This window comes from Kitasatospora sp. NPDC058046 (assembly GCF_042885595.1).
Taxonomy (GTDB): domain Bacteria; phylum Actinomycetota; class Actinomycetes; order Streptomycetales; family Streptomycetaceae; genus Kitasatospora.
In genome coordinates this window covers 88517-113270 of sequence record NZ_JBHVRS010000021.1, presented here as the reverse complement: position 1 = coordinate 113270, position 24754 = coordinate 88517, and the positions used below count along the sequence as shown (strand labels likewise).

Here is a 24754-nt window from a genome sequence, read left to right as displayed (position 1 = left end):
CTCCCCGGTCGGCCAGATGCTCGGCGGCCGGGTCCGGCCACGGAGCGGATCAGCTGCACCGTTCTGCTGCACGCCGCCGCCGGTGGACGCAACGGCGTTGAAGTCCTAGTTGTATTCGAACCAGGTCAGGATGGCCTTCACCCGGCGGTTGTCCTCGCCGGAGGGCATGCCGAGTTTCAGGAAGACGTTCCCCACGTGTTTGGCCACGGCTGCGCCCGAGAGGAACAGTTCTGCCTCGATCTCCGCGTTGGAGCGGCCTTCGGCCATGAGGGCGAGCACCTCCTGTTCGCGGGCCGTGAGCCGGGCGAGCGGGCCCCGCGGCGGGTCGGCGCGGGTGACGTGGCGGACCACCTCGGGGTCGATCACCACTCCGCCGCCGGCGACCGTCTCGACGGCCCGCAGGAAGTCCGCCACTCTGCCCACCTTCTCCTTGAGCAGGTAGCCGACCGCCCCGTCGGCGCCCGGGCCGTTCAGGAGTTCGCGCACGTACGGGCCCGTGACGTAGGCGGAGAGGACCAGGACCGGCAGGTCCTTGTGCCGCGACCGAATGTCGATCGCGGCCCGGAGTCCGTCGTCGGTGTTCCCGGGCGGCATGCGGACATCCGTGATCACCAGGTCGGGGGCGGCTCCGGCGGCGGCGAGGCCGTCGACAGCGGCGACCAGTTCGTCGGCGTCCTCGCATTCGCGGATCACGTCGTGGGCACTGGAAACCAGGATCTCCCGGATTCCGGCGCGTATCAGCAGACTGTCGTCCGCCAGGATGATTCTCACAATCGATTTCCCATCGCTTTCCCTGTCGAATTCCGTCACCACGGGGGTTGGGCCGGGGCGGATGCCACGACCTCCGTTCCGCCGCCCGGCGGGCTGGTGATTTCGAGGTTCCCACCGACGCTCCGCATCCGCTCACGCAGCCCGGAGAGCCCGGATCCGGTGCTGATCCGCGCGCCGCCGGCGCCGTCGTCGCCCACCCGGACGCGGACGCCGCCCTCGGTGCACCGCATGTCGATCCGGGCGCTCCCGACGCCCGCGTGCTTGGCGATGTTCGTCAGGGCCTCGGAGACCGTGAAGTACACGGCCGCGGCGATCGGCGAGGAGAGCCAGGCGTCCGTACCGGTGCTGGTCAGTTCGACCCGCAACGGTGATCTGGCCACCAGTTCCCGGACGGCGGCGACGAGGCCGAGATCGCTCAGTTCGCTGGGGTGGATGTCGCGCACCGTCTCCCTCAGCCGTTCGAGCGCGCGCTCCGCCTGGGCCTGGGCCTGGCGGGCCAGTTGGACGATCCGTTCCTGCTCGGTGGCCGTCGCCGCGGCTTCCAGGATTCCCAGGCGCATGACGAGGGCGACGAGCTCCTGCTGGGCGCCGTCGTGCAGGTCGCGCTCGATGCGCCGGCGCTCGTTCTCGAAGGCCGCCGTCAGCGAGGCCCGGCTGGTGCGGAGTTCCTCCAGTTTCGCGAGCAGGTCGGGGTTCCGGCTCCCCGAGAAGGCCCGCAGGAGCAGGTCGCGGAGCAGGGAGACACCGGTCAGCGCGCCCACGGTGACCGCACCGAGGGCGATTCCCGCGGGCACCGCCACGAGGGTTTCCCACAGGGCGGCCGGGGTGAACGGGCCGACTTCCGCGGCGATGCCGAAACCCCAGAGGACGGGGGAGAACACCAGCGCCAGGGCGCCGAGGAATCCGAAGAAGCCCACCAGCAGCGAGAGCGCGGACAGGAGCGCGGCGGTGACGAACACGGGCAGGTCGGTCCTCCACACCGACCGTGTCCGCAGCCGGCCGGCCACCCACCGCGGCCAGCTGCGGTCGGCGGGCCGCAGCGGCATCGTCCGGACTCCGCACCACTGCGCCCTGGAGCGGTCCAGTTCGGCCACCACCGGAACCGATACCGGTGCGGCGAGAACGGAAATCAGGAGAATCGGAAAGGCGGCCGCTGCGACGAATTCGGTCAGCAGCCTCCGGGCAACACGAATCTGCGCCATGATCGACATTTTCGCACGGTTCGGGCCGGTCGGGCGGTAGATCCAAGTCTACCTCCGATAGCAGTGCAGGCTCCCGTGCACTCCACTGCCCGGCCCTGTTTTCCTTGATTCATGCCATTTCCCACTGCCGCTCCCGTGCCGTGCATTCGTTTGCGCGGCCTTCGGACGGAATTCCCCATTCCCGGCCGCCGGGGCGAGCCGACGCGCGTCCTGCACGACATCGACCTGGAGATTCCCGAAGGCCGGCTGACCGCCGTCGTCGGCCCCTCCGGTTCGGGCAAGTCGACGCTCCTGCTCTGCACGGCCGGGCTGGAACGGGCGACCGCGGGGTCCGTCGAGATCCTCGGGACGGACGTCCGCTCGCTCAGCCCCCGCAAGCAGGCCGCGTTCCGCAGCGAGAACATCGGCTTCGTCTTCCAGGAGTACAACCTCGTCAGCTCGCTGACGGTCGAGGACAACATCGCCCTGCCGGCGCGGCTCGCCGGCCGCCGGGTGCCCCGGGCGCGGGTCGAGGACGCCATGGCGCGGCTCGGCATCGCCAAGCACGCGCGGCGACGCCCCGACCGCCTCTCCGGTGGCGAGCGCCAGCGCGTCGCGGTGGCCCGGGTGGTGGCGAACCAGCCGCGGATCGTCTTCGCCGACGAGCCGACGGGGGCGCTCGACCTCAAGTCGGGTCATGTGGTGCTCGACTGGCTGCAGGCGCTTCCCGCGCAGGGGAGCACGGTGCTCATGGTCACCCACGACCCCCAGGCGGCCGCGCGGGCCGATCAGGTCGTGGTGATGGGGTCCGGGCGGGTACACGCCGTCATCCCCGGTGGCGACTCCCGCGCGGTGGGCGACGCCGTCCTCGCGGCGCAGTCGGCGGACGAGGCGGGCGGGGAGGAGTCGTGATCCGGCTCGTGCTGTCGGACATCCGCCTGCAGGCGTCGATGTGGTGGTGGACGCTCCTGTGCGCCACGGTCGGCGTGGCGTGCTCGGCGGGCTCGGCCATCGCGATGTTCACCGCCGTCTCGGCGGCGCGGGCGGCGGGTGACGCACGGATGGTCTCCGCGTCGATCGCCCTCGGGGGCAACATCGTCTTCTTCACCGTGCTCGCCGCCGTGGGCGTCGTCGCCTCCGCGGTCGGCCTGACGCTGACGACCCAGCGGCGCGAGCACGCCCTGTGGGTGATCCTCGGGATTCCGCGCCACCGGGTCAGGTTCGTCCTGCGGACGCAGACGGTGGTGCTGGGCGCGGTGGCCGGCGCGCTGGCCGCACCGCTCGCCCTGCTGGTCGCGGGTGTCGCCCTCGCGCAGTGGAAGGGGACGGGTCTCGAACTGCACGGGGCCGCGGCCGGGTTCCGGTTCTGGTACGTCGGCGTGAGCGTGCTGTTCGGACTGGTTCCGTGCCTGCTCGGGGGCTGGGGCGTCACCCGGCGGGCCGCCAGGACGCCGGAGATGCGCGCCTTCCGGGACTTCTCCGACCCCCCGGCGCGGCCGGGCGTCGCCCGCGCTGCCCTCGCCCTGTGCCTGCTCGCCGGCGTGGTCGGGATGTGGATCCCCGGCCTGGGCCTCGAACTCGAGGGCGGGCTCGCCCAGCGGACGGCCTTCGCGTTCGCCGGGAACCTCTTCCTCCTCTGCCTGCTGCTGCTGATGGGGCCGTGGGTGCTCACCCCGCTGATGAGGCTCTGGACGGCGCTGGTGCCCTCGCGCGGCGTCGCCTGGCACCTGGCCGTGCAGTCGTGCCGGGCCCGCGCGACGAGGAGCGTCACCACGGTGCTGCCCTTCGCGCTCTCCCTGTCGTTCGTCGGCCTCTTCATGGTGATGGGGAAGGTCATGCCCGGAGGCAACGCCGGGCTGGACAACATCCTGGTCGTGCTGGGCTGGGTCTTCGTCGTGTCCTGGGTCGGGGGCCTCGCCGTGATCGCCCTCGTCGGGCGGGAACGCGCCCGCGACTGCGCCGTCGTGACGGTGGCCGGTGCGCGGCCGGGCGTGGTCACCCGGTCGATGGTCTACGAGGGGGCGATCTACGCGGGGACGGCGATCGTCTTCGGCGCGCTGTTCGTCGCCGTGTCGAGCCTCACCACCGCCCTCGGAGCCCGGACCGACGCCGTCCGGGTCCTGGCGGGCCTCCCCTGGGCCACCCTCGGGGCGCTCGCCGCCGCGACGCTGGTCACCACCTGCCTCGCGCTGGTCCTGCAGGCGGCCCGGGTGTCGCGCACGGTCGCGGTCCGGGCACTGCGCTCGTGAACCGGGGCGCGGCGCTCGTGAACCGGGGCGCGGGAACCCGCACCACCATGCCCGTTCATGCTCGTTGACGAAGGAAGAACCCGATGGAACCGACCACCCGCACGCTTCTCGCCCTCGGCGGAGCCGCCCTCCTCGGCCTCGCCGCCACGGCCTGCACCACGGACGGCGCCTTGACCGACGCGACCGTGGAATCGAAGTCCTTCGACTTCGCCGGCGGCAGCCTGACCGTCGACTCCGGTTCCGCCGACCTCGCGCTGGTGGCCGCCGACATCGAGGACGTTCAGGTGGAACGACGGGTCAGCGGCACGAAGGTCGGCGGGGAGGTGGGGTCCGGCTGGCAGCTCGAAGGGGGCACGCTCACACTCTCGCTGGACTGCACGGGGATCTCGGTGGGCTGCGGCGCGAAGTACACCGTGAAGGTGCCGCGCGCCGTCGCCGTCACCGCCGAGAGCGGCAAGGGGCGCATCGAGGCCACCGGCTTCACCGCGGACTTCTCGGCCCGGACCGCCGGCGGCGACGTCCGGCTGTCGGACCTCCACGGAGCCAGGCTGGCCCTGCAAGGCGGAGACGGAAGCATCAAGGGCGACGGGATCTCCGCCCGGTCCGTCAGCGTCACCTCGCGCAACGGCACCGTCGACCTGCGCCTGGCCGCCGTGCCCGACCTGGTCGACGTGCAGAGCAGGGACGGCGACGTCGAGCTGGGCCTGCCGGAATCGACGTACGCGGTCCGCACGGCCGCGAAGAAGGGCGACGTCACCGTGAACGTCGCGAAGGACGACGCGAGCGGCCGTTCCGTGGCCGTCCGGACCCGCAACGGCAGCATCGCCATCGGCAAGGGCGGGAAGCCCTGACCGCCGCGCGGCAACCGGGCCGGAAGCCTTCGATCGAGCGCGAAAGCCGAACAGGAAAGTCGAACAGGAAAGAACGAATGCCAAGCAACTCCCTCTCCGGAATCAGGACACCTCGGGTACGGCGGCGTACCGCCCTGGCGCTCGCCGCTTCGATGACGGCCGCCGTGGCGATGACGGCGTGCTCCCACGACTCCACGGACGACTCGGCCTCTCCCGCACCGGGTGCCGCACGGGTGAGCGCCGACCTGCAGAAGCTCATGAGCACCGCGCCGTGGTCGTCGGGCCAGTGGGGCCTGCAGGTCGCCGACCTGCAGACCGGGAAGGTCGTCCAGTCCAAGGGCGCCGATTCCCGGTTCATGACCGGTTCGACGGCCAAGACCTTCGCGGTCGGTGCCGCGCTCGACGTCCTGGGTGACGACCATCGCTTCCGTACGCCCGTGGTGCGTTCGGGTACGGTCTCCGCGGACGGGCGGCTCTCCGGCGACCTCATCCTGGTCGGGAGCGGCGACCTGGCACTCGGCGGGCGGACCACCGCGTCAGGCGGACTGGACGTCCCCGACTTCGACCACTACGACGCCAACGCCGTCCCCGGCATGGCGACCATCACCGCAGAGGACCCGCTGGCGGGCGTCAACGAGCTGGCCCGACAGGTCGCAGCCAGCGGAGTCCGCCACGTCGACGGCGACGTGGTGATCGACAACCGACTCTGGGATCCGGTGTCGATCGGCGGGCTGCCGGTCACCCCGACCATCGTCAACGACAACCTGATCGACGTGCTCATCACGCCGGGCGCACCCGGCGAGCCGGCCAAGGTCGACTGGCGCCCGAAGACGGCCGCCTTCGGCGTCGACGCGCAGGTGACGACCACACCCGCCGGAAGCAAGCCGGCGGTGACGACCGAAAGCGTGAGCCCCGGTCACATCCGGGTCCGGGGTTCCGTGTCCGCGGACGCGAAGGCCCCCTTCGTGACGACCTACCAGGTCCCCGACCCGGCGGCGTTCGCCCGCACCGTCCTCATCGAGGCACTCGCCAGGAACGGCGTCAGCGTGTCCGCCCCCTCGCTGGGAGCGAACCCCGACAGCAGGCTCCCCCCGTCGGCGGAAGTGAACTCGCTGCCCGTATCGGCGACCTACACCTCTCCGCCCTTCAAGGAGTACGCGAAGCTGATCAACAAGGTCAGCCACAACCTCGGGGCGAACCTGCTGCCGCCGCTGATGGCGGCACACAACGGGCAACGAACCTATGCGGACGGCATGAAGACCGAGAAGGAGTTCCTCGCCCGCTCAGGAGTGGACCCGAACTCGGTGAGCCTCGTCGACGCCCAGGGCCTCCCCGGCGACAAGGCGACGCCGACCGCCCAGGTGGCGCTGCTGCGGCACCTGGCACGACAGGACGACTTCGACGTCTTCTACGACTCCATGCCGAACATGGGCGTCGACGGCTCGCTCGCCGACGTCATCGACCGCGCCGACCCCGCCGCAGGACACATCCGCGCGAAGACCGGCACCCTGGTCAGCCCCTACCAGGGCAAGCTGGCCCTCGGCACGAAGGCGCTCGCAGGCTACATCGATGCGAAGGACGGCCACCGCTACGCCTTCGCGATCTACGTGAACAACATCCCGGTGCCCAGCGACTCCGTGAGCGATGCCATCGACCTCGCACTCAAGGCCAACAAGCAACTGGGAGCGATGGCCGCCACCATCTACAAGTCGCCCAAGGCGTGAAGGCCATCCTGACCTGGTTCGAAGACGACCAGGACTCCAACGCCGTTGCCTCTACCGGCGGCGGCGTGCTGCAGGCCTGTCTTCCATGGCGTGGATCTCGACGGTAAGGGCATGGGTCCGGGTGGTTTGCGGGTGTTCTCCCGCGTTCGGCCCGTACGTGCTCGTCGGGTTCTCGCGGCCGCGGGCCTTGACTCGCCGGCGCCGCGCGGTGGACGGCAGGTTGTCCAAGGCCACCATCCGGCCGATCGGTACGGGCAATGGCACGCACCCCCAGCTTCGCAGATTTCCGGAGGTCAGCGGCGGTAAAGACGTTCTGCAGGGCGTCCGTCAGCACTGCACAGGAATGAGATGCGACAGTGCCTTCGTTCAGGCTGCGGCTTCGCCGGGGGTCTCATCCTCTGAGGAGTCCTTCGGAAAGAACCACCGGCGAACCAAGGTGTAACCAGGCGGAAGGTTGTTACCCGTCAATTCCTTGTACCTCGCGTTGGCCTTCTCACTGGCATGCTGACCGGCAGGGAGCCTTCGCAGGAAGGGGTCGCGGTCATAGTCGCTGGAGGACCAACGAGTCTGGTCCGTAGCTTCGGGGGCGGAGAGTTGCTCCTGGCCCTCGGCATCCTCGGAGTCCCGCCCCTCGGCGAGACTGGTGACGATGATGGCGAGGGCCACGACGCAGACTGCACCGCCGATGGCGGTGATCTTCGGCTTGTGCTTCCTGTACAGGCTTTTCGCGTTCTCGACGAAGGAGGCGGGCTCGTCGCCCTCGGGCGTGGAGTCATTCACGCGCACAGATCTACCGGAACCATCCCTCACCTGTCAGGTGGTTACCACCATAGCCCGATCAAGTGCAGTAACCGCCCTTCGCCGTTGGGGGCCCAGGTCCGACACCCCGGGAAAGGCCCTACCCGGACACCCAGCCGAACTGTCCCTGCCCACCTCGGCGTAGAAGCGGAGTACCTGCCCCCATGTCAGACCAGGAACGCGTCATCCGGATCCGCCGCCCCTACCTCGACCTGATCGCCGCCGGCACCAAGACCATCGAGGTACGCGTCGGCTACCCCAGCATGCGCAGGATCCGTCCGGGACAGACCCTCGTCTTCGAATCCGGCGACACCCACTGCCGCACCCACGTCACCGGCATCACGGAGTACCCGAGCTTCGACGCGATGCTCGACACCGAGGACCCGGAGGCGATCGGCTCCGAGGGAATGAGCCGGACCGAACTCCTCACCGCCTGCCGCGAGATCTACCCACCCGAGAAGGAACAGCTCGGCGTCCTCGCGATCCACCTGCGACTCACCCCGTAACCAGGGGACGGCCAGCCTCGCCGCGCAGGAAGTCGGCCGGGCCGACTTCCTGCGCGCGGCGGATGACACCTCCCCGAGGAGTACGCCGCCGGCCCGGCCCTGGCCGTCAAGGAGCTCGGCGCCCGCACCCCTGGCGCGTTCCTCTTCGGATACCGTGACGCTTGAAGAGGTGTTCAGACGGAAGGCGGGATTGTGGCCGGGTTCGAGGTACCAGGGCCGGAGCCGGACTGGCAACCGGCGCCGAGCCCCCCGTACTACACCGGGAAGAACCCCGCCTTCCAAGAGGGCATGTGGGAGTACGCGGCCGCCTCGTTCCGGCTTGTGGCAGGGCTGAAGCCGCCGCTGGAGGCACTGGCGGCCCGCCTGCGGCTGACAGTCGAACGCAGCTGGGAAGACCTGGGAGCCGTCGATGTCGCCATGTTCCGCATCCAGCGCGTGGACTTCGCGCTCAGCCGGCTCGAAGGCGGGGTCGAACCGAGCACGTTCGTGTGGGTGAGCCGGTCCGAGCCGGACGCCGACGCGGCACTGGGGATCCTGCTCGGCGCACTCGGCATCGGCCTCGAAGCGCTGACGTTCCGCGGTGACATGGAGACGGGCTTCGAACGCTTCGACGGCTCCTCGCGGTAGGCCCGGCCCTGGCCGCGTGGACCCTGTCGGGCCGCGGCAGTCGCGGCGCAGCCGACGCCGACGCGGTTCCTGAGTCGATTTCCTACCGGACCCCGGCGGCAGGTGCCGTACGGGTTGCCCCAGAGAGTCGCGTGCCGGTCCTGCGGGGTGGTGGACACCGCCCGGAGCGGCTCGGTGTCCGCGCCGCACGCCTCCAGCCGGCCCCACTGCCAGGGGCGCGGCCCGGCAACCGGGGGGCGGGTCATGTCGGGTGGATGAGGCGGGTTTCGTAGGCGAGGACCACGGCTTGGATGCGGTCGCGGAGTTCGAGCTTGTGGAGGATGCGGCCCAGGTGGGACTTCACGGTGGCCTCCGCGAGGTGCAGGGTGGCGGCGATCTCGGTGTTGGACAGGCCGCGGCCGACCTGGACGAGTACCTCGCGTTCGCGGGTGCTGAGCCGGTTCAGCCGCTCGTCGTGGTCGGGGTCGCGGCCGTCGGGGATGTGCGGGCGGAGGTTGTCCAGGAGGCGGCGGGTGATCCGCGGGGAGAGTACGGCGTCGCCCGCGGCGACGTTGCGGATCGCGGTGAGGAGTTCCTCGGGGCGGGCGTTCTTCAGCAGGAAGCCGGAGGCTCCGGCGTTGAGTCCGGCGAAGGCGTACTCGTCCAGGTCGAAGGTGGTGAGGATGAGCACTCTGCTCTGCGGGGAGGCCGCGATGAGCTGCCCGGTCGCCTCGATGCCGTCGGTTCCGGGCATCCGGACGTCCATGAGGACGACGTCGGGGCGCAGTTCGCGGGCGAGGCGTACGGCCTGGGCGCCGTCGGCGGCTTCGCCGACCGGTGCCATGTCGGGCTGGGCTTCCAGGACGGTGCTGAAGGCCATCCGGAGGAGTGCTTCGTCGTCGGCGATCAGGATGCGGATCGTCATGCGGGCGGCGCTCCGGCGCTGTCGAGGTGGAGGCGGGTGTGGACCCGCCAGCCGCCGTCGGGAAGCGGTCCGGCGTGCAGTGTGCCCCCGTAGGCGGCCGAGCGTTCGCGCATGCCGGGGATGCCGTGGCCGGGCGGCACGACGACGGCAGCGGTGGCGGCGGCGGGCTGGGGCGGGTGGGGGCCGGTGTCGGTGACGTCCACGGTGACGGTCGCGGCCGCGCAGTGGATCCGGACCGTCGCGCGGGTGCCGGCGGGTGCGTGCTTGAGGGTGTTGGTCAAGGCTTCCTGTACCAGGCGGTAGACGGTGAGTTGGGCGGTGGCGGGGATGTGGGCGTGGCCGCCGTGGACGTCGAGGCCGGTGGGCAGCCCGGCGGCGCCCATCTGGTCGGCGAGGGCGGCCAGTTGGGCGATGCCGGGCAACGGGTGGCGCCGCGCGTCGGGTTCGTCGGTGCGCAGGACGCCCAGCGAGCGGCGCATGTCGGTCAGGGCCTGCCGGCCGGTCTCGGAGATCTGGAGCATCGCGGTGGTGGCCTTGTCGGGCGACCGGTGCTGGGCGTAGACGGCGGCGTCGGTGAGCGCGACCATGACGGACAGGTTGTGGGTGACGATGTCGTGCATCTCCCGGGTGATGCGCGCCCGTTCCTCGGCGACGGCCAGTCGCGCCTGCTGTTCCTGTTCGTGTTCCAGGCGTGCGGCCCGCTCCTCCAGGGCGGCGAGGTAGGCGCGCGTGGTGCGCACGTTCACGCCGAGGACGGCGGCGGCGACGGCCAGCGCGGTGACCGCGACGAAGGGGGTCAGGAACGCGCCGTCCGTCGACCAGCGCAGGCAGGCCAGCACTGCCCCGGCCTCCACGGCGGCGCCGGCGACGAGCGTGCCGCGCCGGCCCGAGTTCGCCGCCACCGTGTAGAGGGCCACCAACAGGGCGACGTCGGCGGGCAGTTGGACATCGGCCAGCCATTGGACGAGGGCCGCGGCCGCCACGGCGGCGAACACCGTGCGCGGGGCCCGGCGCCGCCACAGCAGGGGCAGCGTGAGGGCGGCGGTGAGGGCCGCGGCCACCGACAGCTCGTGCGGCGCGCGGGTGGTCGCGACGTTGAGGAGCAGGAGCGTCGCCAGCAGGGCGTCCCACGCGGTGGGCGGCAGCCGGGAGCGCCAGCGCGCGGCGACTCTCAGCGGTCGCGCGGCTCGTGCGGCTCGTGCGGCTCGTGCGCAGGCGAGGTCGGCGTAGCCGGTCAGCCGTGCGGCTGTCCTCGCCCACCGGGCCCGCACGCGGACGCGCACCGGCGCCTGGTTCCGGTGGGCGTGGCCGGGTTCGGCGGCCGCCTCGGTCATCGCACGTCCCTGTCGATTCGGCGTCAAGGCGGCCCCGGGTCCGGCACGTCCGGCACGTCCGGCACGTCCGGCACGTCGGGCACGTCGGGCACGGGGACCGTACGCCTGCGCGGCCCCGGGTGCGTGCCGCCGCCCCGGCACGTACCGCGGCCCTGTCACGGTAGGCCGCCGGCCCCGCGCGGCGCATGAGCCCACCGTCTGATCGCCCCGCGCCGGCATACGACCGCAGGAGGAGTCCCGCCACCTCCCGTGGTCGCAGCGCGCCCGCCGCTCCGGCCCGCCCGGCTGCCACCGCGGTCGTACCCGGACCGCCGCGGACCGCACCCCTGGTGGCACGCGGCGGCGACCGGTGGCCGATGCGGCGGCGCGCGCCCGGCGCCGAGCATGGCCAGGTGACCGAGATCATCCCGGGACTGCCCATGTCCCCCCTGGAAATCCTCGCCCTGCTGGCCGCCCTCGCGCTGGTGACGGCACGCTGGCTTCCCCCCGCCGCCCGCCCGCGCGCCACGATCGCGGCGGGGGCGGTCCTCGTGCCGTGCGCGATCGCGCTGGGCGCGGCGGGCGTCCGCTGGCAGCTGCTGCCGGTCCTGGCGGGCGCCGCCCTCGCCTCGCCGTTCGCCCTCGCTCCCCTGCTGCGACCGCTGCGCCGCCGTACCGGACGGCCGGCGTGGCGGGCCCGCTGGTGGCTGGCGCTGCCGGGGTCGGCGGCCTGCGTCGGCCTGATCGCCACGGGCCCGGTGGCCGCCTGGGCCTTTCCCGTCCCCGTGTTCCCCGAGCCGTTGGGCGGCTTCGCGGTCGGCACCCGCGTGGTGCAGTGGACCGACCCGCACCGCCCCGAGACCTTCACCGCCGACCCGAACGACCTGCGCACCGTCGTGGTCCAACTCTGGTACCCCGCAGGGGAGATCCCCGCGGGCGCGCAGCGGGCCCAGTACCTCGGACGCACCGCGCAGGAGGCGCGCACCGTCTCCGGGGCCCTCGCCCGGGGCGTCGGCCTGCCGGGCTTCCTGGTCGACGGTGTCCCGCGCGCCCGCAGCCGTTCGGTCTTCGACGCCCCGGTGGCCGGCGGCGGCGAGCGGTTCCCGGTCGTGCTGTTCTCCCCCGGGTCGGGCGGGGTGCGCACCCAGAACACCGCGTGGGCGGAGGAACTGGCCAGCCACGGCTACGTGGTGGCCGCCCTCGACCACCCGTACGACTCCGCCGCCGTCGTCCTCGCCGACGGCCGGACGATCGGCACCGAGACCGCCTCCAGCGGCGACCGGGACAGGGACGACGAGCTGGCGGCCGGCTGGACGGCCGTCCGGGCCGGCGACCTCGGCTTCGTCCTCACCCAGCTGGACGCGCTGGAGCGCGGCGGGATCGCCGACCCGCTGACCGGACGCCTGGACACCGGCCGGGTCGCGGTGACCGGCCACTCCATGGGCGGCGCCGCCGCCCTGCAGGCGGCCCGGCAGGACCGCCGCTTCGCCGCCGTCGTCGACCTGGACGGCTACCCCCACGGCCCCACCGCGCCCGCCCTCGACCGGCCGACGCTCGCGCTCACCCAGGCCATCACCCCGGACAGCGACCCGCGCTACCTGCCCCGCCTCACCGAGGCGCTCGACTCCAGCACCGCGCCGAGCTACCGGCTCACCGTCCCCGGCGCCGCCCACCTCACCTTCATGGACGGCCCCCTGTACCTGCCGCCCGTGCCCTCGCTCGTCGGCACCCTGGGCCGCACCGGGGGCCCGCGCACCGTCGCCGCGGCCACCCTCGCCTTCCTGGACGTCGTCCTGCGGGACAAGCCCGGCGACCCGGCCGGCGCCCTGCGCTCCTACGGCGACCTCACCGTCCACCGCCCGGGCACCCCCGGCTGACGCCGGGTGACGAAGGGCCCCCGTCAGGGCAGTTGTCGCGAACGCCCGTTCTGTGCGTGACCGTTGTGGTACGTTCCGTAATCCAACCGAAAACAGGCGACCCCGGCGGTGCGCTAACACCCCGGGGTCCGGCAACAGGAGCTGACACTCCCGATGCGCGTCCATCGTAGCGCCCACGTGCGCGACTTCACCGTGCTGCCCAACGCCGTACTCCAGTACCGACGGCTCTCCTACACCGCCCGCGGCCTGCTCGCGGACCTCCTCTCCCGGCCCGACGGCTGGCGCGAGGACGGCCGACACATGGCCGACACCAGCCCCCAGGGGCGCGGCGCGATCCGCAGGGCCCTGAAGGAGCTGGCCGACGCCGGGTACTACCGGGTCGAGAAGATCCGCCTGCCCGACGGCACGATCATCACCGAGACCCACGTCTACGACGTCCCTCGGGCCGCAGCGCCGAGTACCACCCGCCCGGTCCCCGGTGAAGCGAGCACCGGCCGCGCTGACACCCTTTCAAAGGACCGGCACCAAGAACCCACCCTCCCCGCCGAACCGCCCGTCGAACCGCCCGACGGGCGGGCGGACGGGCAGTCCGACGAGCAGCTCCGCGAGGCGGTCGCCACGCTGTTCCGGGTGATCCGCCCCGAACCGCGCCTGCGCCTGGGCGAGGCCGAAGCCCGCGCACTCGCTCCCCTCGTCGCCCGGTGGCTGGAACGCGGCAGCACCGCCGCCGACCTCGCCCAGGCCCTGCTGCCGGGCCTGCCCGCCCCGATGCACTCGGCGGTCGCCGTCCTCCGCCACCGCCTGGAGCACAAGCTGCCGCCCGCCCCAAGCACCGTACGGACCGGGGCACTTCGGTACGCCGAGTGCGCGGCGTGCCACGACCCGGTGCCCGAACCCGGCATCTGCGGCCCCTGCGCGGGCCTCGCCCCCCGCCCCGTCGCGGTCGGCGGCGGCGAGGCGGCCACCCGCCCCGGCGCGGCCCGTGCCAGGGCGGCGCTGCGGGCCGCCCGGGCGGCCGGCCCGCACCCGGGCGGCCTTGCCACCTGCCGCTGAGCCCGGAGGCGTGTGCCGCTCCGCCCCGTGCCGGAACCCCTCGGCGAACACCCTGGAGGCCATGTACCGCTCCCCACCGGGGATTTGCGCGGGCGGGGAGCCCGGTGGCGCGGTTCCGGCGGGCGTGCGGCGCATGCGGTCCCATCACGGGACGGACCGCCGAGTCCTCCGCGGAAAGCCGGTTGGTCACCCACTGGGTCCAGCGCCACCCCGGTTTCGACACCGGGGCGGCGGCGTGCGGATCGAGGGCGGAAGCCCGGGCGGCACGGGGTGCCGCGTGGGTGCTGCCGTCCTTGGCGCTCGCCCTCTTCCTGATCCGTACGCGCAGCGGCTGGTATTACTGGGGTATGCAGGAAGAGACGGCACGCTCCGCGATCGACACGTTCATCTCCGCGTTCAACGCCTCGGACGACACCTATGTGACGGCCCTGCTCTCCCAGGCCCTGACCTCCGACGTGGTCTTCTGGGGGCCGTTGGGCCGCAGCGAGGGAATCGCGGCGGTCGAGCAGTTCGTGCTGGACATCCGGCGCCACCCGGCGGGAACCGGCACGATGACGCGCTGCTCGGCGGTGGACATGCCCGGCGAGTGGGCCCGCTACCAGTGGGTCTTCACCACGCCGGACGGAGGCCCCCGCCTGGCGGGGACGGACGTCGTCCACCTGCGGCGGAGCCTCATCGACCAGGTCATCGTCTTCGCCGGGGAGATCGAGCCGTCCGCCTCCTGACGAACCGCCCGGGCAGCGCCGCGGGCGGGCGTCAGCGCGGGGAGCCGTAGCGGAGGTCCACGAGGGCGCCGGTCAGGCCGCCGAGCGTGAGGGCGGGGACGACCGCCGGCCAGGGGTCTCCGGTCAGCGCTCCGGAGAGCATCACCAGGGCGATGACGGCCGCTGCGACGGCGCGGGCCGGCAGCGAGCGCGGCAGCAGCGCTACGGGCGCACCGGCGCGGTGCCGTCGGGCCAGTCTGACGGCGAGCAGGACCAGTGCGGCCAGCAGGAGCGGCGGCACCATCGCGTGCGTGGAGATCCCCATGGCCTTCGCCCTTCTGGACGGCTGGGTGCGAACATACACCCCCGACTCCCCTGCCCACCGCCCCCGGTGACAGCGAACGGCCCGGCGCCGGGCCGTTCGGCGAAGGATCGGCCGGCCGAGTACGGCGAGGGACCCGGGGCGGGCCTCGCTACGGGTTGACGGGGCCGAAGATGGTGGTCGGCTTCGGCTGCTTGGGGGTCTCCAGGCTCTGCAGGCAGAGGGTGTACTTGTCGCTGCCGTGCTTGGAGGTGAAGTAGCCGTCGGCGGTGGGGTACTTGCGGCAGGCGTTCTCGCCGTCGGTGGTGTCGTTCTCGCGGCCGACGACGCGGGCCTCGGCCTTCGGGTCGGAGCAGGGGACCACGTCGATGTCGGGGTTGCTGTCGACGACGCCGGGCAGGGCGGCGGCGATCGGGTTGTTGTTGTGGATGCAGTCGCCGGCCTTGGCGAACTCGGGGTCGCGCTTGGCCATGACGACGATCAGCGGGATCAGGACCGCCGGGACGAGCAGGCCGACGATGGCGGGCCGCAGGTACACCGGCTTGCCGGGGTCCGCCGGCGGGCGGGGCGCGCCGGCGGACAGGGCGCGAAAAACTTGGATCAGGGGACCTCGGGAGCGCTTGGAACGGCCCCGTACGCGGCCCCGGCGGGGGCGGGGCCGCGCTCCGGCGGGCGTCCGGGACCCCTGCGGCGGGCGCCCGCGGGCAGGCGCTCACACGCCCGCCTGCGGCCTCGGCAAACAGGCTCTGACCTGGCGTTATGCCGAAATTCGCCTAGGCTGTGGAGCTCTGCCGGACACCTTCGGAGGGGACATCGTGAACGAGGAGAAGACCGGGTACGAGGCCGCCCGCATCCAGGTGTGGGAGGGCCTGGAAGCCGTGCGGAAACGGCCGGGGATGTACATCGGCTCGACCGGTGAGCGCGGCCTGCGCCAGCTGGTGTTCGAGGTCGCCGACCGGGCGGTGAGGGAGGTCCTGGCCGGGCGCGCCGGCCGCGTCGACATCACCCTCACCTCCGACGGTGGCGTGCGCGTCGCCGACGACGGCCCGGGCGTCCCCGTCCGCGGGGCGGAGGGCACCGGTGAGCCCGACCTCGACACCCTGCTGACCCGTCTGAACGCCGGAGCGGGGCCCGGTCGCGGCCGCAGCGACCTGGCGCTCGGGCACTGGGCCGCGGGCCCGGCCGCCGTCAACGCCCTGTCGGGCCGGATGACGGCCGAGGTGCGGCGCGAGGGGGTGCGCTGGGAACGGGAGTACGCGCGCGGCACGGCCGTCACCCCGCTCACCGACGCGGTCCCGGCGACCGGCAGCGGGACCGTCCTCACCTTCTGGCCGGATGCCGAGGTCTTCGGGACGACGGAGTTCTCCTTCGACGACCTGGCGGACCGATTCCGTGAACTGGCCTTCCTCAACCGCGAGTTGGACATCTCACTGACCGACCGGCGCGGGCCCGGCGAGCCCAGGTCCGAGCGGTTCCACTCCCCCGGCGGGGTACGGGACTTCGTCGCATTCCTCGACAACCGGGACGCGGCGCCCGCCGCCACGGGCACCCTCGCCTTCGAGGGCGAGGACCCGCGGATGGCGGGGACGGTGGAGGTGGCCCTGCGCTGGCGCGCCGGCGGCGAGGAGCGGGTCCGGAGCTTCGCCAACAGCCGGCCCACCCCGCGCGGCGGCACCCATGAACTCGGCTTCCGCGACGGGGTGGCGGCCGCGCTCGACGCGTACGCGCGCAAGCGGCTCCGGCCGGCCCCGGCGGAACCCGGCCTGAGTGCCGGGCAGGCCTGGGCGGGCCTGACGGCGGTCGTGTCGGTGAAGCTCGACGAGCCCGAGTTCCACGGCTCCACTCTGGACGTGCTCGGCAACACCGCCGTGCGCGCCTGCGTCGCCGAGGCCGTCCGACGCCACCTGGACGCCTGGCTGGAGGAGCACCCGCAGCAGGCCGCGGCCGTCGTCGAACGCCTCGTCCGGGGCGCCTGAGCAGCACCCGGCCCGCCTGCACGGCCCCGGCCGCCTGAGCGGCACCCGGCCCCGCCGCCTCCCTCAAGGCGGCGGGACCGGGAGGCCAAGGACCCTGTCAGGCCGGGCGGATGCCCGGGTTGCCGGCCTCGGTGGTGAAGGAGGCGGCGGTGGACAGGGTGCCGCCGGGGCGGGTGATGTGGGAGACGACGCGGTAGTCGGCGCGGGCCCGGTGGCGGTCCAGGGTGAGCACGGTGTAGCCGCGGCGCCCGTCGTAGAACTTCATGTGCGGGTTGGCCGCCATGAGGTTGCCCCAGTTGGACGGCTTCTCCTCGCCGTCGCCGTCGCTGCTGATCGAGGTGCCGACGAACTCCACGCCCACCGTGCGGGAGTTGGGGTCGTTGAAGTCGCGCTTGACGTCCAGGGCGTAGGCCACGTGAACGTCGCCGGTAAGCAGCACCAGGTTCTTGACGCCGGACTGGTCGACGGCCTTCAGGAAGCGCTCGCGGGCGGCGGGGTAGCCGTCCCAGGCGTCCATGGAGAGCTTGGAGCGCTCGGCGGTGGTGTTCTTGCGGCGGGAGAAGACGACCTGCTGGGGGATGACGTTCCAGGTGGCCTTGGAGTGGCGCAGGCCGTCGGCGAACCAGCGTTCCTGGGTGGCGCCCATGAGGGTGCGCTTGGGGTCGTCGGACTCGGGGGTGGGGTACTGCCAGCCGTCGCCGTTGGCCTGGTCGTCGCGGTACTGGCGGGTGTCGAGGATGTCGAACTGGGCCAGCTGGCCGTAGTGGACGCGCCGGTAGAGGGTCAGTTCGGTGCCGCGGGGCTGGGGCATGCGCAGCGGCTGGTTCTCCCAGTAGGCGCGGTAGGCGGCGGCGCGGCGGGCGACGAAGGGGGCCGGGTCCTGGTTCTTCTCGGGGATGCCGGCGGCGTAGTTGTTCTCGACCTCGTGGTCGTCCCAGGTGACGTACCAGGGGTGGGCGGCGTGGGCGGCCTGGAGGTCGGGGTCGTTCTTGTAGAGGGAGTAGCGCAGCCGGTAGTCCTCGAGGGTGGTGGTCTCGTGGTTGAAGTGGGCGGCGAGGGTGCGGTCGGTGTACTTGCGGTCGCCGCCGGCGGCGTCGATGCCGTACTCGTAGATGTAGTCGCCGACGTGGAAGACGGCGTCCAGGTCCTCGCCCGCGAGGTGGCGGAAGGCGGTGAAGTAGCCGTCCTCGTAGGCCTGGCAGGAGACGAAGGCGATGCGGGCGCTGTCGAGCTTGCGGCCGCGCGGCGGGGCGGTGCGGGTGCGTCCGACGGGGCTGGCCCAGGTGCCGACGGTGAAGCGGTACCAGTAGGTGCGGGCGGCGTCGAGGCCGTCGACGTCGACGTGGACGGCGTAGTTGAACTCGGCGTGGGCGCGGGCGGTGCCGCGGCGCTCGACGCGGCGGAACTTCTCGTCGCGGGCGATCTCCCAGCCGACCCGGACGGAGCCGGTGGGCGGCAGGCCGGCGCCGGGCTCCAGCGGGCGGGGGGCCAGGCGGGTCCAGAGCACGACGGCGTCGGAGGTGGCGTCGCCGGAGGCCACGCCGAGGGTAAAGGGATCGTCGCCGATGGCGCGCGGGGCGATCTCGTTGTCGGCGGCGTGCGCGGAGGGCAGGTTGACGCTGAAGGCGAGCGCGGCGGCGGCCGAGGTGACGGTGAGGAAGCGGCGCCGGTCCAGGCGGGAGGCGGCCTCGCGCAGCATCCGGTCGGGCGTGGGGTGGTCGTCGGGGCGGGTCATGGGGGTGGTGGCCTTTCGCTGCTCGGGGGGTGTGCGAAGGGAATTGGAGTGGACCGCCCGGTACGGCGGGGGTCGGGATTCCGGCAGCAGAGTGATCATCCGGTGCGAGAGCCGTGAAGGTCCGGCAGTTCCGGCGGATCCCCTCGAACAGGGGTGAAAGGGATCAGACGACTTCCAGGTTGGCCATCATTCCCATGTCCTCGTGCTCGGCGTTGTGGCAGTGGAAGAGGTAGCGGCCGCGGTAGCCGTCGAAGCGGGTGATGATCTCCGCGGACTCCCCCGGGCGCAGCGAGACGGTGTCCTTGAGGCCGGCGTCGTGGGGCAGTGGGGGTCGGCCGCCGCGGGTGAGGACGCGGAAGCCCACGAGGTGGAGGTGGACGGGGTGGTGGACGTCGGCGATCAGGCGCCAGATCTCGGTGTCGCCGAGGGGGACGGTGACGTCGGTGCGGGCGGGGTCGAAGGGGCGGCCGCCGATGAGCCAGCCGTGGCCGCCGTTCATGCGGCCGGCGCGGAAGGCGAAGTCCCGTGTGCGGACGGCGTCTTCGCGCCGCCAGTCGGGCAGGTCGGTGGCGAGGCGGGGCGGGATGCGGCTGTCGTCGGCGGGGGCGGGGCGGGCGATGCGGAAGGCCATGACGTCGCGGGTGCGGCCGGTGCCGAGGCGGTTGACGATCCGGACCAGGGAGCCGACGGGGGCGGCGGCGAAGTCGACGACGAGGTCGTAGCGTTCGGCGGGGGCGACGGGCAGGCTCCGGTGGGTGACGGGGGCGGTGAGCAGGCCCTGGTCGGCGCCGATCTGGACGAGGTCGAGGCGGCGGCCGTCCTCGGTGCGGGCTTCGAGTTCGTAGTGGCGGGCGTTGGAGGCGTTGAGCAGGCGCAGGCGGTGGCGGGCGGCGTCGGTCTCGTGGACGGGCCAGGGGGCGCCGTTGACGAGGACGACGTCGCCGAGGACGCCGGCGAGGTGGGGTTCGGTGACGCCGGGGCGGTCGCGCAGGGCGGGGTCGAGGGAGGGGTAGGTCAGGGCGCCGTCGGCGGTGAAGGCGCGGTCGGTGATCATCAGGGGGATCTCGTGGGGGCCGGCGGGCAGGCCGAGGGCGTCCTCGGCGTCGTCGCGCACGATGTGCAGGCCGGCGAGGCCGCGCCAGAGGGCGGGGGCGGTGAAGTCCATGCGGTGGTCGTGGTACCAGAGCAGGGTGGGGCGCTGGTCGTTGGGGAAGGTGTAGTCGCGTCGCAGGCGGCTGGTGACGGCGCGGGGGTCGGCCATGCCCGTACCCGTGCCGCCGCCGTGGCCGCCCGCGCCGTCCATGCCGGGCATGCCGGGCATGGTCTGGGGGGTCTGGGGCCAGGCGGCGGGCAGGACGAGGTCGGTGGGGTAGCCGTCGGAGTCCGCGGGGGTGCGGCCGCCGTGCAGGTGGACGACGGTGGGCACCGGCAGTTCGTTGCGGTGGGTGACGGTGACGGGCCGGCCGCGGCGGGCCTCGATGGTGGGGCCGGGGAAGGAGCCGCCGTACGTCCACAGCGGGGTGCGCAGGCCGGGCAGGATCTCGGCGCTGGTCTCGCGCTGGACGATCTCGTAGCGGTCGGTGCCGCCGTCGGTGGAGACGGGCCTGGCGACGGCGGGCAGCGGCAGCGGCACCTGGTAGGGGGGCGGCAGGGCGGCGGCGGTGCGCAGTTCGGCGCCGGTGGTGGCGGGGCGGCGGGCGAGGGTGGCGGCGCCGGCCAGCGAGGCGGTGGTGAGCAGGCCGAACGCTCCGCCGATGCCGAGGATTTGACGGCGCGTCAGGTTGACGTGGGGTTCAGGCACGGTCGTCGTCCTCCCGGCGGAGGGGCCGGCGCGGGGGCAGCGGGGTGCGCCACAGGGCGATGGTGAGCACGGCGAGGCCGGCGATGGTCGCCACGCCCAGCGGCAGGTGCAGCCACAGGGCGCCTTCCGTTCCGGCGACGTACTGCGCGGTCTCGGCCGCGACCGCGGCGAGGGTGGCGGCCGCCGGCCAGGAGCGGCGCAGCCGGATCCACACCACGAGGGCGGCGACCAGCTGCAGGTAGCCGAGGGCGGTGACGGCGTTGGCGCCGACGGTGTGCCAGCCCAGGGCGTCGTAGTCGCCGCTGAGGTAGACGCCGGCGAAGACGGGCTGGCCGAAGGCGGCGGCGGTGTGGACGGCGGCCACGGTGCGCAGGGTCCGTCCGGCGGGCCCGGTCCGCTCCCCCGGGTCGGTCCCCGCCCGAGGCCCGGTCCGCTCCCCTGTGGCGGGCCGGGCCTCGGGCTCCGGTGGGGTCTGGTGGGCGGCGGTGGCCATGGCGCGGGGTCCTTCCTCGTACAGGGCGTCCGGGCCGGCGCACCGCTGCGGGCGGCGTGCGGCCCGTCCCTGACGCTATGTCTGCCCGGCTATCCTGTCTAAGATCAATATCGCTATGGCGTTATGACCGCTGGGGCATGGGGGCTTTCGTGGACCTGAACACGCTCGCGCAGTTCCTGGCGGTGGCGCGGCTGGAGCACCTGAGCCGGGCGGCGGAGGAACTGCGCGTCGCCCAGCCGTCGTTGAGCCGCTCCATCGCCCGGCTGGAGGCCGAGCTGGGCACCCCGCTGTTCGAGCGCGGCGGGCGGCTGCGGCTGAACGCGGCCGGGCAGCTGTTCCGCGGCTACGTCGAGCGTTCGCTCGGCGAGCTGGAGGCGGGCCGGCGGGCGGTGGCGGAGGCCGCCGGGCAGGGGCTGGGCACGGTGCGGCTGGCCTCGGAGACCTTCCTGGCCTTCAGCGGGCCGCTGGCCGCGTTCAAGCGCGGCCACCCGGGGGTGGAGGTCGAACTGCACCAGCTGCCCGCGCGGGAGACGGCCCGGCGGCTGCGGGCCCAGGACGTCGACCTCGCCGTCGTCTCCCAGCCGATCACCGCCGAGGGCCTGGAGTCGGTGCTGCTGCTGGACGAGGAGGTGGGGCTGGCCGTCGCCCCCGGCCACCCGCTGGCCGGGCGCACCGCGGTCGGCGTCGACGACCTCGCCGACCAGCCGTTCATCGCCGCCCGCCCCGGGCACTGGCAGCGCCGCCTGCTGGAGCGGCTGTTCGCCGCCCGCGGCCTGGAGCCGCGGATCGTCTGCGAGAGCGACGAGGCCGGCGCCATCGCCGAGCTGATCAGCGCGGGCCTGGGCATCGGCCTGGTGCCCGCGCTCTCCCGGCGCACCGCCACCCGCCTGCCGCTGGTGTGGGTCGGCGTCGACGACCCCGACTGCCGGCGCTCCCTGACCCTGTTCTGGGCCTCGGACACGCGCCTGCCCGCCGGCGCCCGCCGGCTGCGCGAGGCGATCGCGGGCTGGGACTGGGCGCGGAGCGGGCAGGCGCAGCGGGGCTTCTGACGACGGGCCCCGCGGGCGGACGTCGCGGCCGGTCCTCGCGGGCGGTGGTGCTACAGCTTGGCGGCCGAGAAGGTGTCGCACTGGGCGAAGTCGCCGCCGCGGTAGCCGGTGGTGAACCAGGCCTTGCGCTGCTCGGCGGAGCCGTGCGTCCAGGCCTCCGGGTTGATCCGGCCGGTGGCCTGCTGCTGGATGCGGTCGTCGCCGACCGCGGCGGCCGCGTCCAGGCCCTGGGCGATGTCCTGGTCGGTGAGCGAGGCGATCAGCGGACGGCCGGTGGAGGCCTGCGGGGTGGTGGTGGCGTGGTGCGCCCACACCCCGGCGTAGCAGTCGGCCTGCAGCTCCAGGCGGACCGAGCCGCTGGCGGCGCCCTGGCGGTCGTTGCCGACCTTCTGCATGGCGCCGGTGAGGGTCTGGATGTGGTGGCCGTACTCGTGGGCGACGACGTAGGACTCGGCGAACGGGCCGCCCTTGGCGCCGAAGCGGGCGGACAGCTCGTTGAAGAAGCCCAGGTCGAAGTAGGCCTTCTTGTCGCCGGGGCAGTAGAACGGGCCCACCGCCGAGGTCGCCGGCCCGCAGGCGGTGGAGACCTGGCCGGTGAACAGCACCGTCTCGGCGTTCTTGTACGGGATCTTGGCGGCGCGCGGCAGCTCGGTGCGCCAGAACTCCTGGAGGCTGTTGGTGACGGCCACGATCCGGCAGTCCTGGCGCTTGTTGGCGTCGGCGCCGGTCTTGCAGGCCTGCTGCACCTCGCCGGCGGTGCGGGTGCCGGTGGAGGAGTTGGAGGAGCCGGAGCCGGAGGACAGGCCCAGCAGCTGCGGGTCGACGCCGAGGACGACCGCGAACAGCACCGCGAGCAGGCCCACGGCCCCGCCGCCGATGGCGACCTTCCCGCCCGGGATGCCGCGCCGGTCGTCCACCTGCGAGGTGTCGAGGTCGCCCTGGTCGTCGAACTGCATGTGCCCCTGCCTGCCCGCTTCTGTCGGTCTCTGGCGATCGGTCGATCTGTCGGTCGGTCGCTTTGTGCGCTCTGGTGACGGTCTGTGCCGTCACGGCCCGGCCCAGCCTACGGGCCCCGGCCCGCCTCGTCGCGCAGCGGGGCCTTCCGATGCCGGTGCGGGCGTCAGGCGGGGGCGGGGGCTCCGACGACGCGCAGCAGTTCCAGGCGGGAGGCGGAGTCGCTGCCGGGCGCGGCGGTGTGCACCAGCAGCAGCTGGTCCTCGCCGCCGGCGGCCAGCACCTCGCACTCCAGGTCCAGCGGCCCCACCACCGGGTGCAGGAGCCGTTTGCGGCCGCTGCGCCGCCGGGCGACCTCGTGGCGTTCCCAGTGGGCGGTGAACTCGCTGCTGTCGGCGAGGAGTTCGTCGAGGAGTTCGGCGGCGCGGCGGTCGCCGGGGCGGGCGGTGCGGGCGGCGCGCAGGGCGGCGACGTGGGCGCGGGCGAGGTCCTCGTGGTCCTCGGCGGGGAACAGCGTGCGGGTGCCGGGGTCGGTGAACCAGCGCAGCAGGAGGTTGCGGCGCTCGGGCGCCAGGGCGGTGTGGTCCCCGAACAGGGCGGCCGACATGGCGTTCTGCGCGAGGACGTCGCCGAGGTCGGAGACCACCTGGGCGGGCGTGTCGTGCAGCCGGTCGAGGATGAGCAGCAGTCCGGGGCGCACGTGGCCGAGCGGGCCGTGCCGGCGCGGGGGCTCGTGTCCGGCGAGGCGGAACAGGTGGTCGCGTTCGTCCTCGCTCAGCCGCAGGGCCCGGGCCAGGGCGGCGAGCAGCTGCGGTGAGGGCTGGGGGCCGCGGCGCTGTTCCAGGCGCGCGTAGTAGTCGACGGACAGCCCGGCGACCTGTGCCACCTCCTCCCTGCGCAGTCCGGGTGTGCGGCGCCGCGCCCCGGGTGGCAGCCCGAGGTCGGCGGGGGTGAGCCGGGCCCGGGCCCGGGTGAGGAAGTCGGCCAGCGCCGTTCGGTCGATCATGCCCCCAGCATGGCCCGCCGGGGCGCGGCGCAGCCAGGGATCGCCGGTCCCCGGCTGCCGGGACGCCGGGCTCCCGTGCCGCGCCTTCCCGGCCCGCGCGCGTCCCGCCGGTAGCGTGGACCGGCAGAACTTCCGCTGTGAGAACGGATGGTGACGGGATGTCGGACGAGGCGAAGCGCCGTATCTTCGCGATGCTGGACACCGACGGCGACGGCGTGATCTCCCACGACGAGTACCTCGCCCGGGTCGACCGGGCGGCCTCGGCCTTCGGGCGCGGCCCGCACGACCCGCTGGTGGCCGCGGCCCGCGCGACCCACGAGGAGGTCTTCCGGCAGATGGACGGCGACGGGGACGGCGGCGTCACCTTCGAGGAGTACCGCGCCTGGGCCGGTCACGAGGCCTTCGAGGAGACCTGTCGGCCTGCGCTCGGCTCGCTGTTCGACCTCGCCGACGGCGACGGCGACGGGCGTGTGACCCGAGGGGAGTTCGCCCGGCTGCGCGCGGCGAGCGGCAACCCGCCGGAGGGGGCCGCCGCCGCGTTCGACGCCCTCGACACGGGTGGCGAGGGCACCGTGGAGCGCGCCGTCTACCTGGTGGCGATCCACGACTTCCTCACCACCGGCTCCTCCCCCATGGCCGGCGCCTACGGTGACGGCCGCCCCGGCCCGCGGGAGCCCGCCGTCCGCTGACCTGGCTCCCGGCGGTCGGTGCGGGCGTCGGCGGTCGGTGCGGGCGTCGGCGGTCGGTGCGGGCGTCGGCGGGTGTCGGCGGCCGGGAGCCCGCCCGGGCACCCCGTGGCCCCAGCCAGGGATCGGCGGTCCCTGGATCGGGAGGTCTCTGCCGCGCCCCTCGCGCCGCGG

Annotated in this window: 24 protein-coding genes; 12 read left to right on the top strand and 12 right to left on the bottom strand. The window is 73.6% G+C overall.

The annotated features are described in order from the left end of the window. Positions 1-105: 105 nt before the first annotated feature. Both ACFVU7_RS33740 and ACFVU7_RS33735 read right to left on the bottom strand, forming a co-directional pair. A complete protein-coding gene (locus ACFVU7_RS33740; RefSeq protein WP_388049034.1) occupies positions 106-774 on the bottom strand; it encodes a response regulator in 669 nt (222 codons plus the stop codon). Between the two features lie 32 nt (positions 775-806). Continuing rightward, positions 807-1865: a histidine kinase gene (locus tag ACFVU7_RS33735; RefSeq protein ID WP_388048875.1), complete on the bottom strand. Its 1059-nt coding sequence runs from the start codon at positions 1863-1865 to the stop codon at positions 807-809. 258 nt (positions 1866-2123) lie between these two features. Between ACFVU7_RS33735 and ACFVU7_RS33730 the strand changes: the two genes are divergently transcribed. The 4 genes from ACFVU7_RS33730 (at position 2124) to dacB (ending at position 6776) form a co-directional block, all read left to right on the top strand. After that, a complete protein-coding gene (locus ACFVU7_RS33730) occupies positions 2124-2864 on the top strand; it encodes an ABC transporter ATP-binding protein (RefSeq protein ID WP_388048874.1) in 741 nt (246 codons plus the stop codon). Beyond that, complete coding sequence (locus ACFVU7_RS33725; RefSeq protein WP_388048872.1) at positions 2861-4201, top strand: FtsX-like permease family protein; 1341 nt, start codon at positions 2861-2863, stop codon at positions 4199-4201. The genes ACFVU7_RS33730 and ACFVU7_RS33725 overlap by 4 nt, the downstream gene beginning before the upstream one ends. Before the next feature lie 83 nt (positions 4202-4284). After that, positions 4285-5052, top strand: a complete 768-nt coding sequence (locus tag ACFVU7_RS33720) for a DUF4097 family beta strand repeat-containing protein (RefSeq protein WP_388048870.1) — start codon at positions 4285-4287, stop codon at positions 5050-5052. Between the two features lie 77 nt (positions 5053-5129). Then, positions 5130-6776 (top strand): D-alanyl-D-alanine carboxypeptidase/D-alanyl-D-alanine-endopeptidase, encoded by a 1647-nt coding sequence (gene dacB, locus ACFVU7_RS33715; protein ID WP_388048869.1) that lies wholly within the window; start codon positions 5130-5132, stop codon positions 6774-6776. A gap of 366 nt (positions 6777-7142) precedes the next feature. On the opposite strand, the gene ACFVU7_RS33710 is transcribed toward dacB, so the two are convergent. Next, on the bottom strand, positions 7143-7556 hold the full coding sequence (locus ACFVU7_RS33710; RefSeq protein WP_388048867.1) for a hypothetical protein: 414 nt from the start codon (positions 7554-7556) through the stop codon (positions 7143-7145). 182 nt (positions 7557-7738) lie between these two features. Between ACFVU7_RS33710 and ACFVU7_RS33705 the strand changes: the two genes are divergently transcribed. After that, positions 7739-8080: an ASCH domain-containing protein gene (locus ACFVU7_RS33705; RefSeq protein ID WP_388048866.1), complete on the top strand. Its 342-nt coding sequence runs from the start codon at positions 7739-7741 to the stop codon at positions 8078-8080. A gap of 288 nt (positions 8081-8368) precedes the next feature. Beyond that, complete coding sequence (locus ACFVU7_RS33700; protein WP_380743033.1) at positions 8369-8707, top strand: hypothetical protein; 339 nt, start codon at positions 8369-8371, stop codon at positions 8705-8707. Positions 8708-8948: 241 nt separating this feature from the next. Here ACFVU7_RS33700 and ACFVU7_RS33695 read toward each other — a convergent pair whose 3' ends face one another. Next, positions 8949-9611 (bottom strand): response regulator, encoded by a 663-nt coding sequence (locus ACFVU7_RS33695; RefSeq protein ID WP_375874266.1) that lies wholly within the window; start codon positions 9609-9611, stop codon positions 8949-8951. Then, positions 9608-10945 carry a sensor histidine kinase gene (locus ACFVU7_RS33690; RefSeq protein ID WP_388048864.1) on the bottom strand — a complete coding sequence of 446 codons (1338 nt, stop codon included), beginning with the start codon at positions 10943-10945 and terminating at the stop codon, positions 9608-9610. The genes ACFVU7_RS33695 and ACFVU7_RS33690 overlap by 4 nt, the downstream gene beginning before the upstream one ends. A 356-nt stretch (positions 10946-11301) precedes the next feature. Between ACFVU7_RS33690 and ACFVU7_RS33685 the strand changes: the two genes are divergently transcribed. From ACFVU7_RS33685 to ACFVU7_RS33675, 3 genes are all read left to right on the top strand, one after another. Further along, on the top strand, positions 11302-12801 hold the full coding sequence (locus ACFVU7_RS33685) for an alpha/beta hydrolase family protein (protein ID WP_388049032.1): 1500 nt from the start codon (positions 11302-11304) through the stop codon (positions 12799-12801). 153 nt (positions 12802-12954) lie between these two features. Then, positions 12955-13854: a hypothetical protein gene (locus ACFVU7_RS33680; protein WP_388048862.1), complete on the top strand. Its 900-nt coding sequence runs from the start codon at positions 12955-12957 to the stop codon at positions 13852-13854. A gap of 347 nt (positions 13855-14201) precedes the next feature. After that, positions 14202-14579, top strand: coding sequence for a nuclear transport factor 2 family protein (locus tag ACFVU7_RS33675; RefSeq protein WP_049660939.1), 378 nt, complete (start codon positions 14202-14204; stop codon positions 14577-14579). Between the two features lie 31 nt (positions 14580-14610). On the opposite strand, the gene ACFVU7_RS33670 is transcribed toward ACFVU7_RS33675, so the two are convergent. Together ACFVU7_RS33670 and ACFVU7_RS33665 are read right to left on the bottom strand one after the other, a co-directional pair. After that, positions 14611-14883: a hypothetical protein gene (locus tag ACFVU7_RS33670; protein WP_388048860.1), complete on the bottom strand. Its 273-nt coding sequence runs from the start codon at positions 14881-14883 to the stop codon at positions 14611-14613. Positions 14884-15031: 148 nt separating this feature from the next. Continuing rightward, on the bottom strand, positions 15032-15418 hold the full coding sequence (locus tag ACFVU7_RS33665) for a hypothetical protein (protein WP_388048858.1): 387 nt from the start codon (positions 15416-15418) through the stop codon (positions 15032-15034). A 277-nt stretch (positions 15419-15695) separates the two neighbouring features. On the opposite strand from ACFVU7_RS33665, the gene ACFVU7_RS33660 reads away from it, so the two are divergent. Further along, positions 15696-16856 (top strand): DNA gyrase subunit B, encoded by a 1161-nt coding sequence (locus ACFVU7_RS33660; protein ID WP_380779643.1) that lies wholly within the window; start codon positions 15696-15698, stop codon positions 16854-16856. Between the two features lie 97 nt (positions 16857-16953). On the opposite strand, the gene ACFVU7_RS33655 is transcribed toward ACFVU7_RS33660, so the two are convergent. The 3 genes from ACFVU7_RS33655 to ACFVU7_RS33645 all read right to left on the bottom strand — a co-directional run bounded on the left by ACFVU7_RS33655 (position 16954) and on the right by ACFVU7_RS33645 (position 20885). Further along, positions 16954-18591 (bottom strand): alkaline phosphatase D family protein, encoded by a 1638-nt coding sequence (locus ACFVU7_RS33655; protein WP_375874260.1) that lies wholly within the window; start codon positions 18589-18591, stop codon positions 16954-16956. Between the two features lie 163 nt (positions 18592-18754). Further along, positions 18755-20392 (bottom strand): multicopper oxidase family protein, encoded by a 1638-nt coding sequence (locus ACFVU7_RS33650; RefSeq protein ID WP_388048856.1) that lies wholly within the window; start codon positions 20390-20392, stop codon positions 18755-18757. Further along, positions 20385-20885, bottom strand: coding sequence for a hypothetical protein (locus ACFVU7_RS33645; protein WP_388048854.1), 501 nt, complete (start codon positions 20883-20885; stop codon positions 20385-20387). Before ACFVU7_RS33645 ends, ACFVU7_RS33650 begins: the two co-directional genes overlap by 8 nt. 149 nt (positions 20886-21034) lie before the next feature. Here ACFVU7_RS33645 and ACFVU7_RS33640 point away from each other — a divergent pair, with 149 nt between their 5' ends. Next, positions 21035-21934 carry a LysR family transcriptional regulator gene (locus tag ACFVU7_RS33640; RefSeq protein ID WP_049655544.1) on the top strand — a complete coding sequence of 300 codons (900 nt, stop codon included), beginning with the start codon at positions 21035-21037 and terminating at the stop codon, positions 21932-21934. A gap of 50 nt (positions 21935-21984) precedes the next feature. Here ACFVU7_RS33640 and ACFVU7_RS33635 read toward each other — a convergent pair whose 3' ends face one another. Next, positions 21985-22890, bottom strand: a complete 906-nt coding sequence (locus tag ACFVU7_RS33635) for a neutral zinc metallopeptidase (RefSeq protein ID WP_049655538.1) — start codon at positions 22888-22890, stop codon at positions 21985-21987. Between the two features lie 164 nt (positions 22891-23054). Then, a complete protein-coding gene (locus ACFVU7_RS33630; RefSeq protein ID WP_388049029.1) occupies positions 23055-23891 on the bottom strand; it encodes a helix-turn-helix transcriptional regulator in 837 nt (278 codons plus the stop codon). Between the two features lie 161 nt (positions 23892-24052). Here ACFVU7_RS33630 and ACFVU7_RS33625 point away from each other — a divergent pair, with 161 nt between their 5' ends. Then, entirely contained in the window at positions 24053-24583 is a 531-nt protein-coding gene (locus tag ACFVU7_RS33625) for an EF-hand domain-containing protein (protein ID WP_375874256.1), read from the top strand. Positions 24584-24754 lie beyond the last annotated feature (171 nt).

Bases quoted from the DNA above. Each gene is read 5' to 3' on its own strand.
- ACFVU7_RS33675 (WP_049660939.1), top strand. From the start codon at position 14,202: ATGCAGGAAGAGACGGCACGCTCCGCGATCGACACGTTCATCTCCGCG.
- ACFVU7_RS33625 (WP_375874256.1), top strand. From the start codon at position 24,053: ATGTCGGACGAGGCGAAGCGCCGTATCTTCGCGATGCTGGACACCGAC.
- dacB (WP_388048869.1), top strand. From the start codon at position 5,130: ATGCCAAGCAACTCCCTCTCCGGAATCAGGACACCTCGGGTACGGCGG.
- ACFVU7_RS33635 (WP_049655538.1), bottom strand. From the start codon at position 22,890: ATGCAGTTCGACGACCAGGGCGACCTCGACACCTCGCAGGTGGACGAC.
- ACFVU7_RS33695 (WP_375874266.1), bottom strand. From the start codon at position 9,611: ATGACGATCCGCATCCTGATCGCCGACGACGAAGCACTCCTCCGGATG.
- ACFVU7_RS33670 (WP_388048860.1), bottom strand. From the start codon at position 14,883: ATGGGGATCTCCACGCACGCGATGGTGCCGCCGCTCCTGCTGGCCGCA.
- ACFVU7_RS33685 (WP_388049032.1), top strand. From the start codon at position 11,302: ATGCGGCGGCGCGCGCCCGGCGCCGAGCATGGCCAGGTGACCGAGATC.
- ACFVU7_RS33700 (WP_380743033.1), top strand. From the start codon at position 8,369: ATGTGGGAGTACGCGGCCGCCTCGTTCCGGCTTGTGGCAGGGCTGAAG.
- ACFVU7_RS33680 (WP_388048862.1), top strand. From the start codon at position 12,955: ATGCGCGTCCATCGTAGCGCCCACGTGCGCGACTTCACCGTGCTGCCC.
- ACFVU7_RS33705 (WP_388048866.1), top strand. From the start codon at position 7,739: ATGTCAGACCAGGAACGCGTCATCCGGATCCGCCGCCCCTACCTCGAC.
- ACFVU7_RS33690 (WP_388048864.1), bottom strand. From the start codon at position 10,945: ATGACCGAGGCGGCCGCCGAACCCGGCCACGCCCACCGGAACCAGGCG.
- ACFVU7_RS33655 (WP_375874260.1), bottom strand. From the start codon at position 18,591: ATGACCCGCCCCGACGACCACCCCACGCCCGACCGGATGCTGCGCGAG.
- ACFVU7_RS33720 (WP_388048870.1), top strand. From the start codon at position 4,285: ATGGAACCGACCACCCGCACGCTTCTCGCCCTCGGCGGAGCCGCCCTC.
- ACFVU7_RS33645 (WP_388048854.1), bottom strand. From the start codon at position 20,885: ATGGCCACCGCCGCCCACCAGACCCCACCGGAGCCCGAGGCCCGGCCC.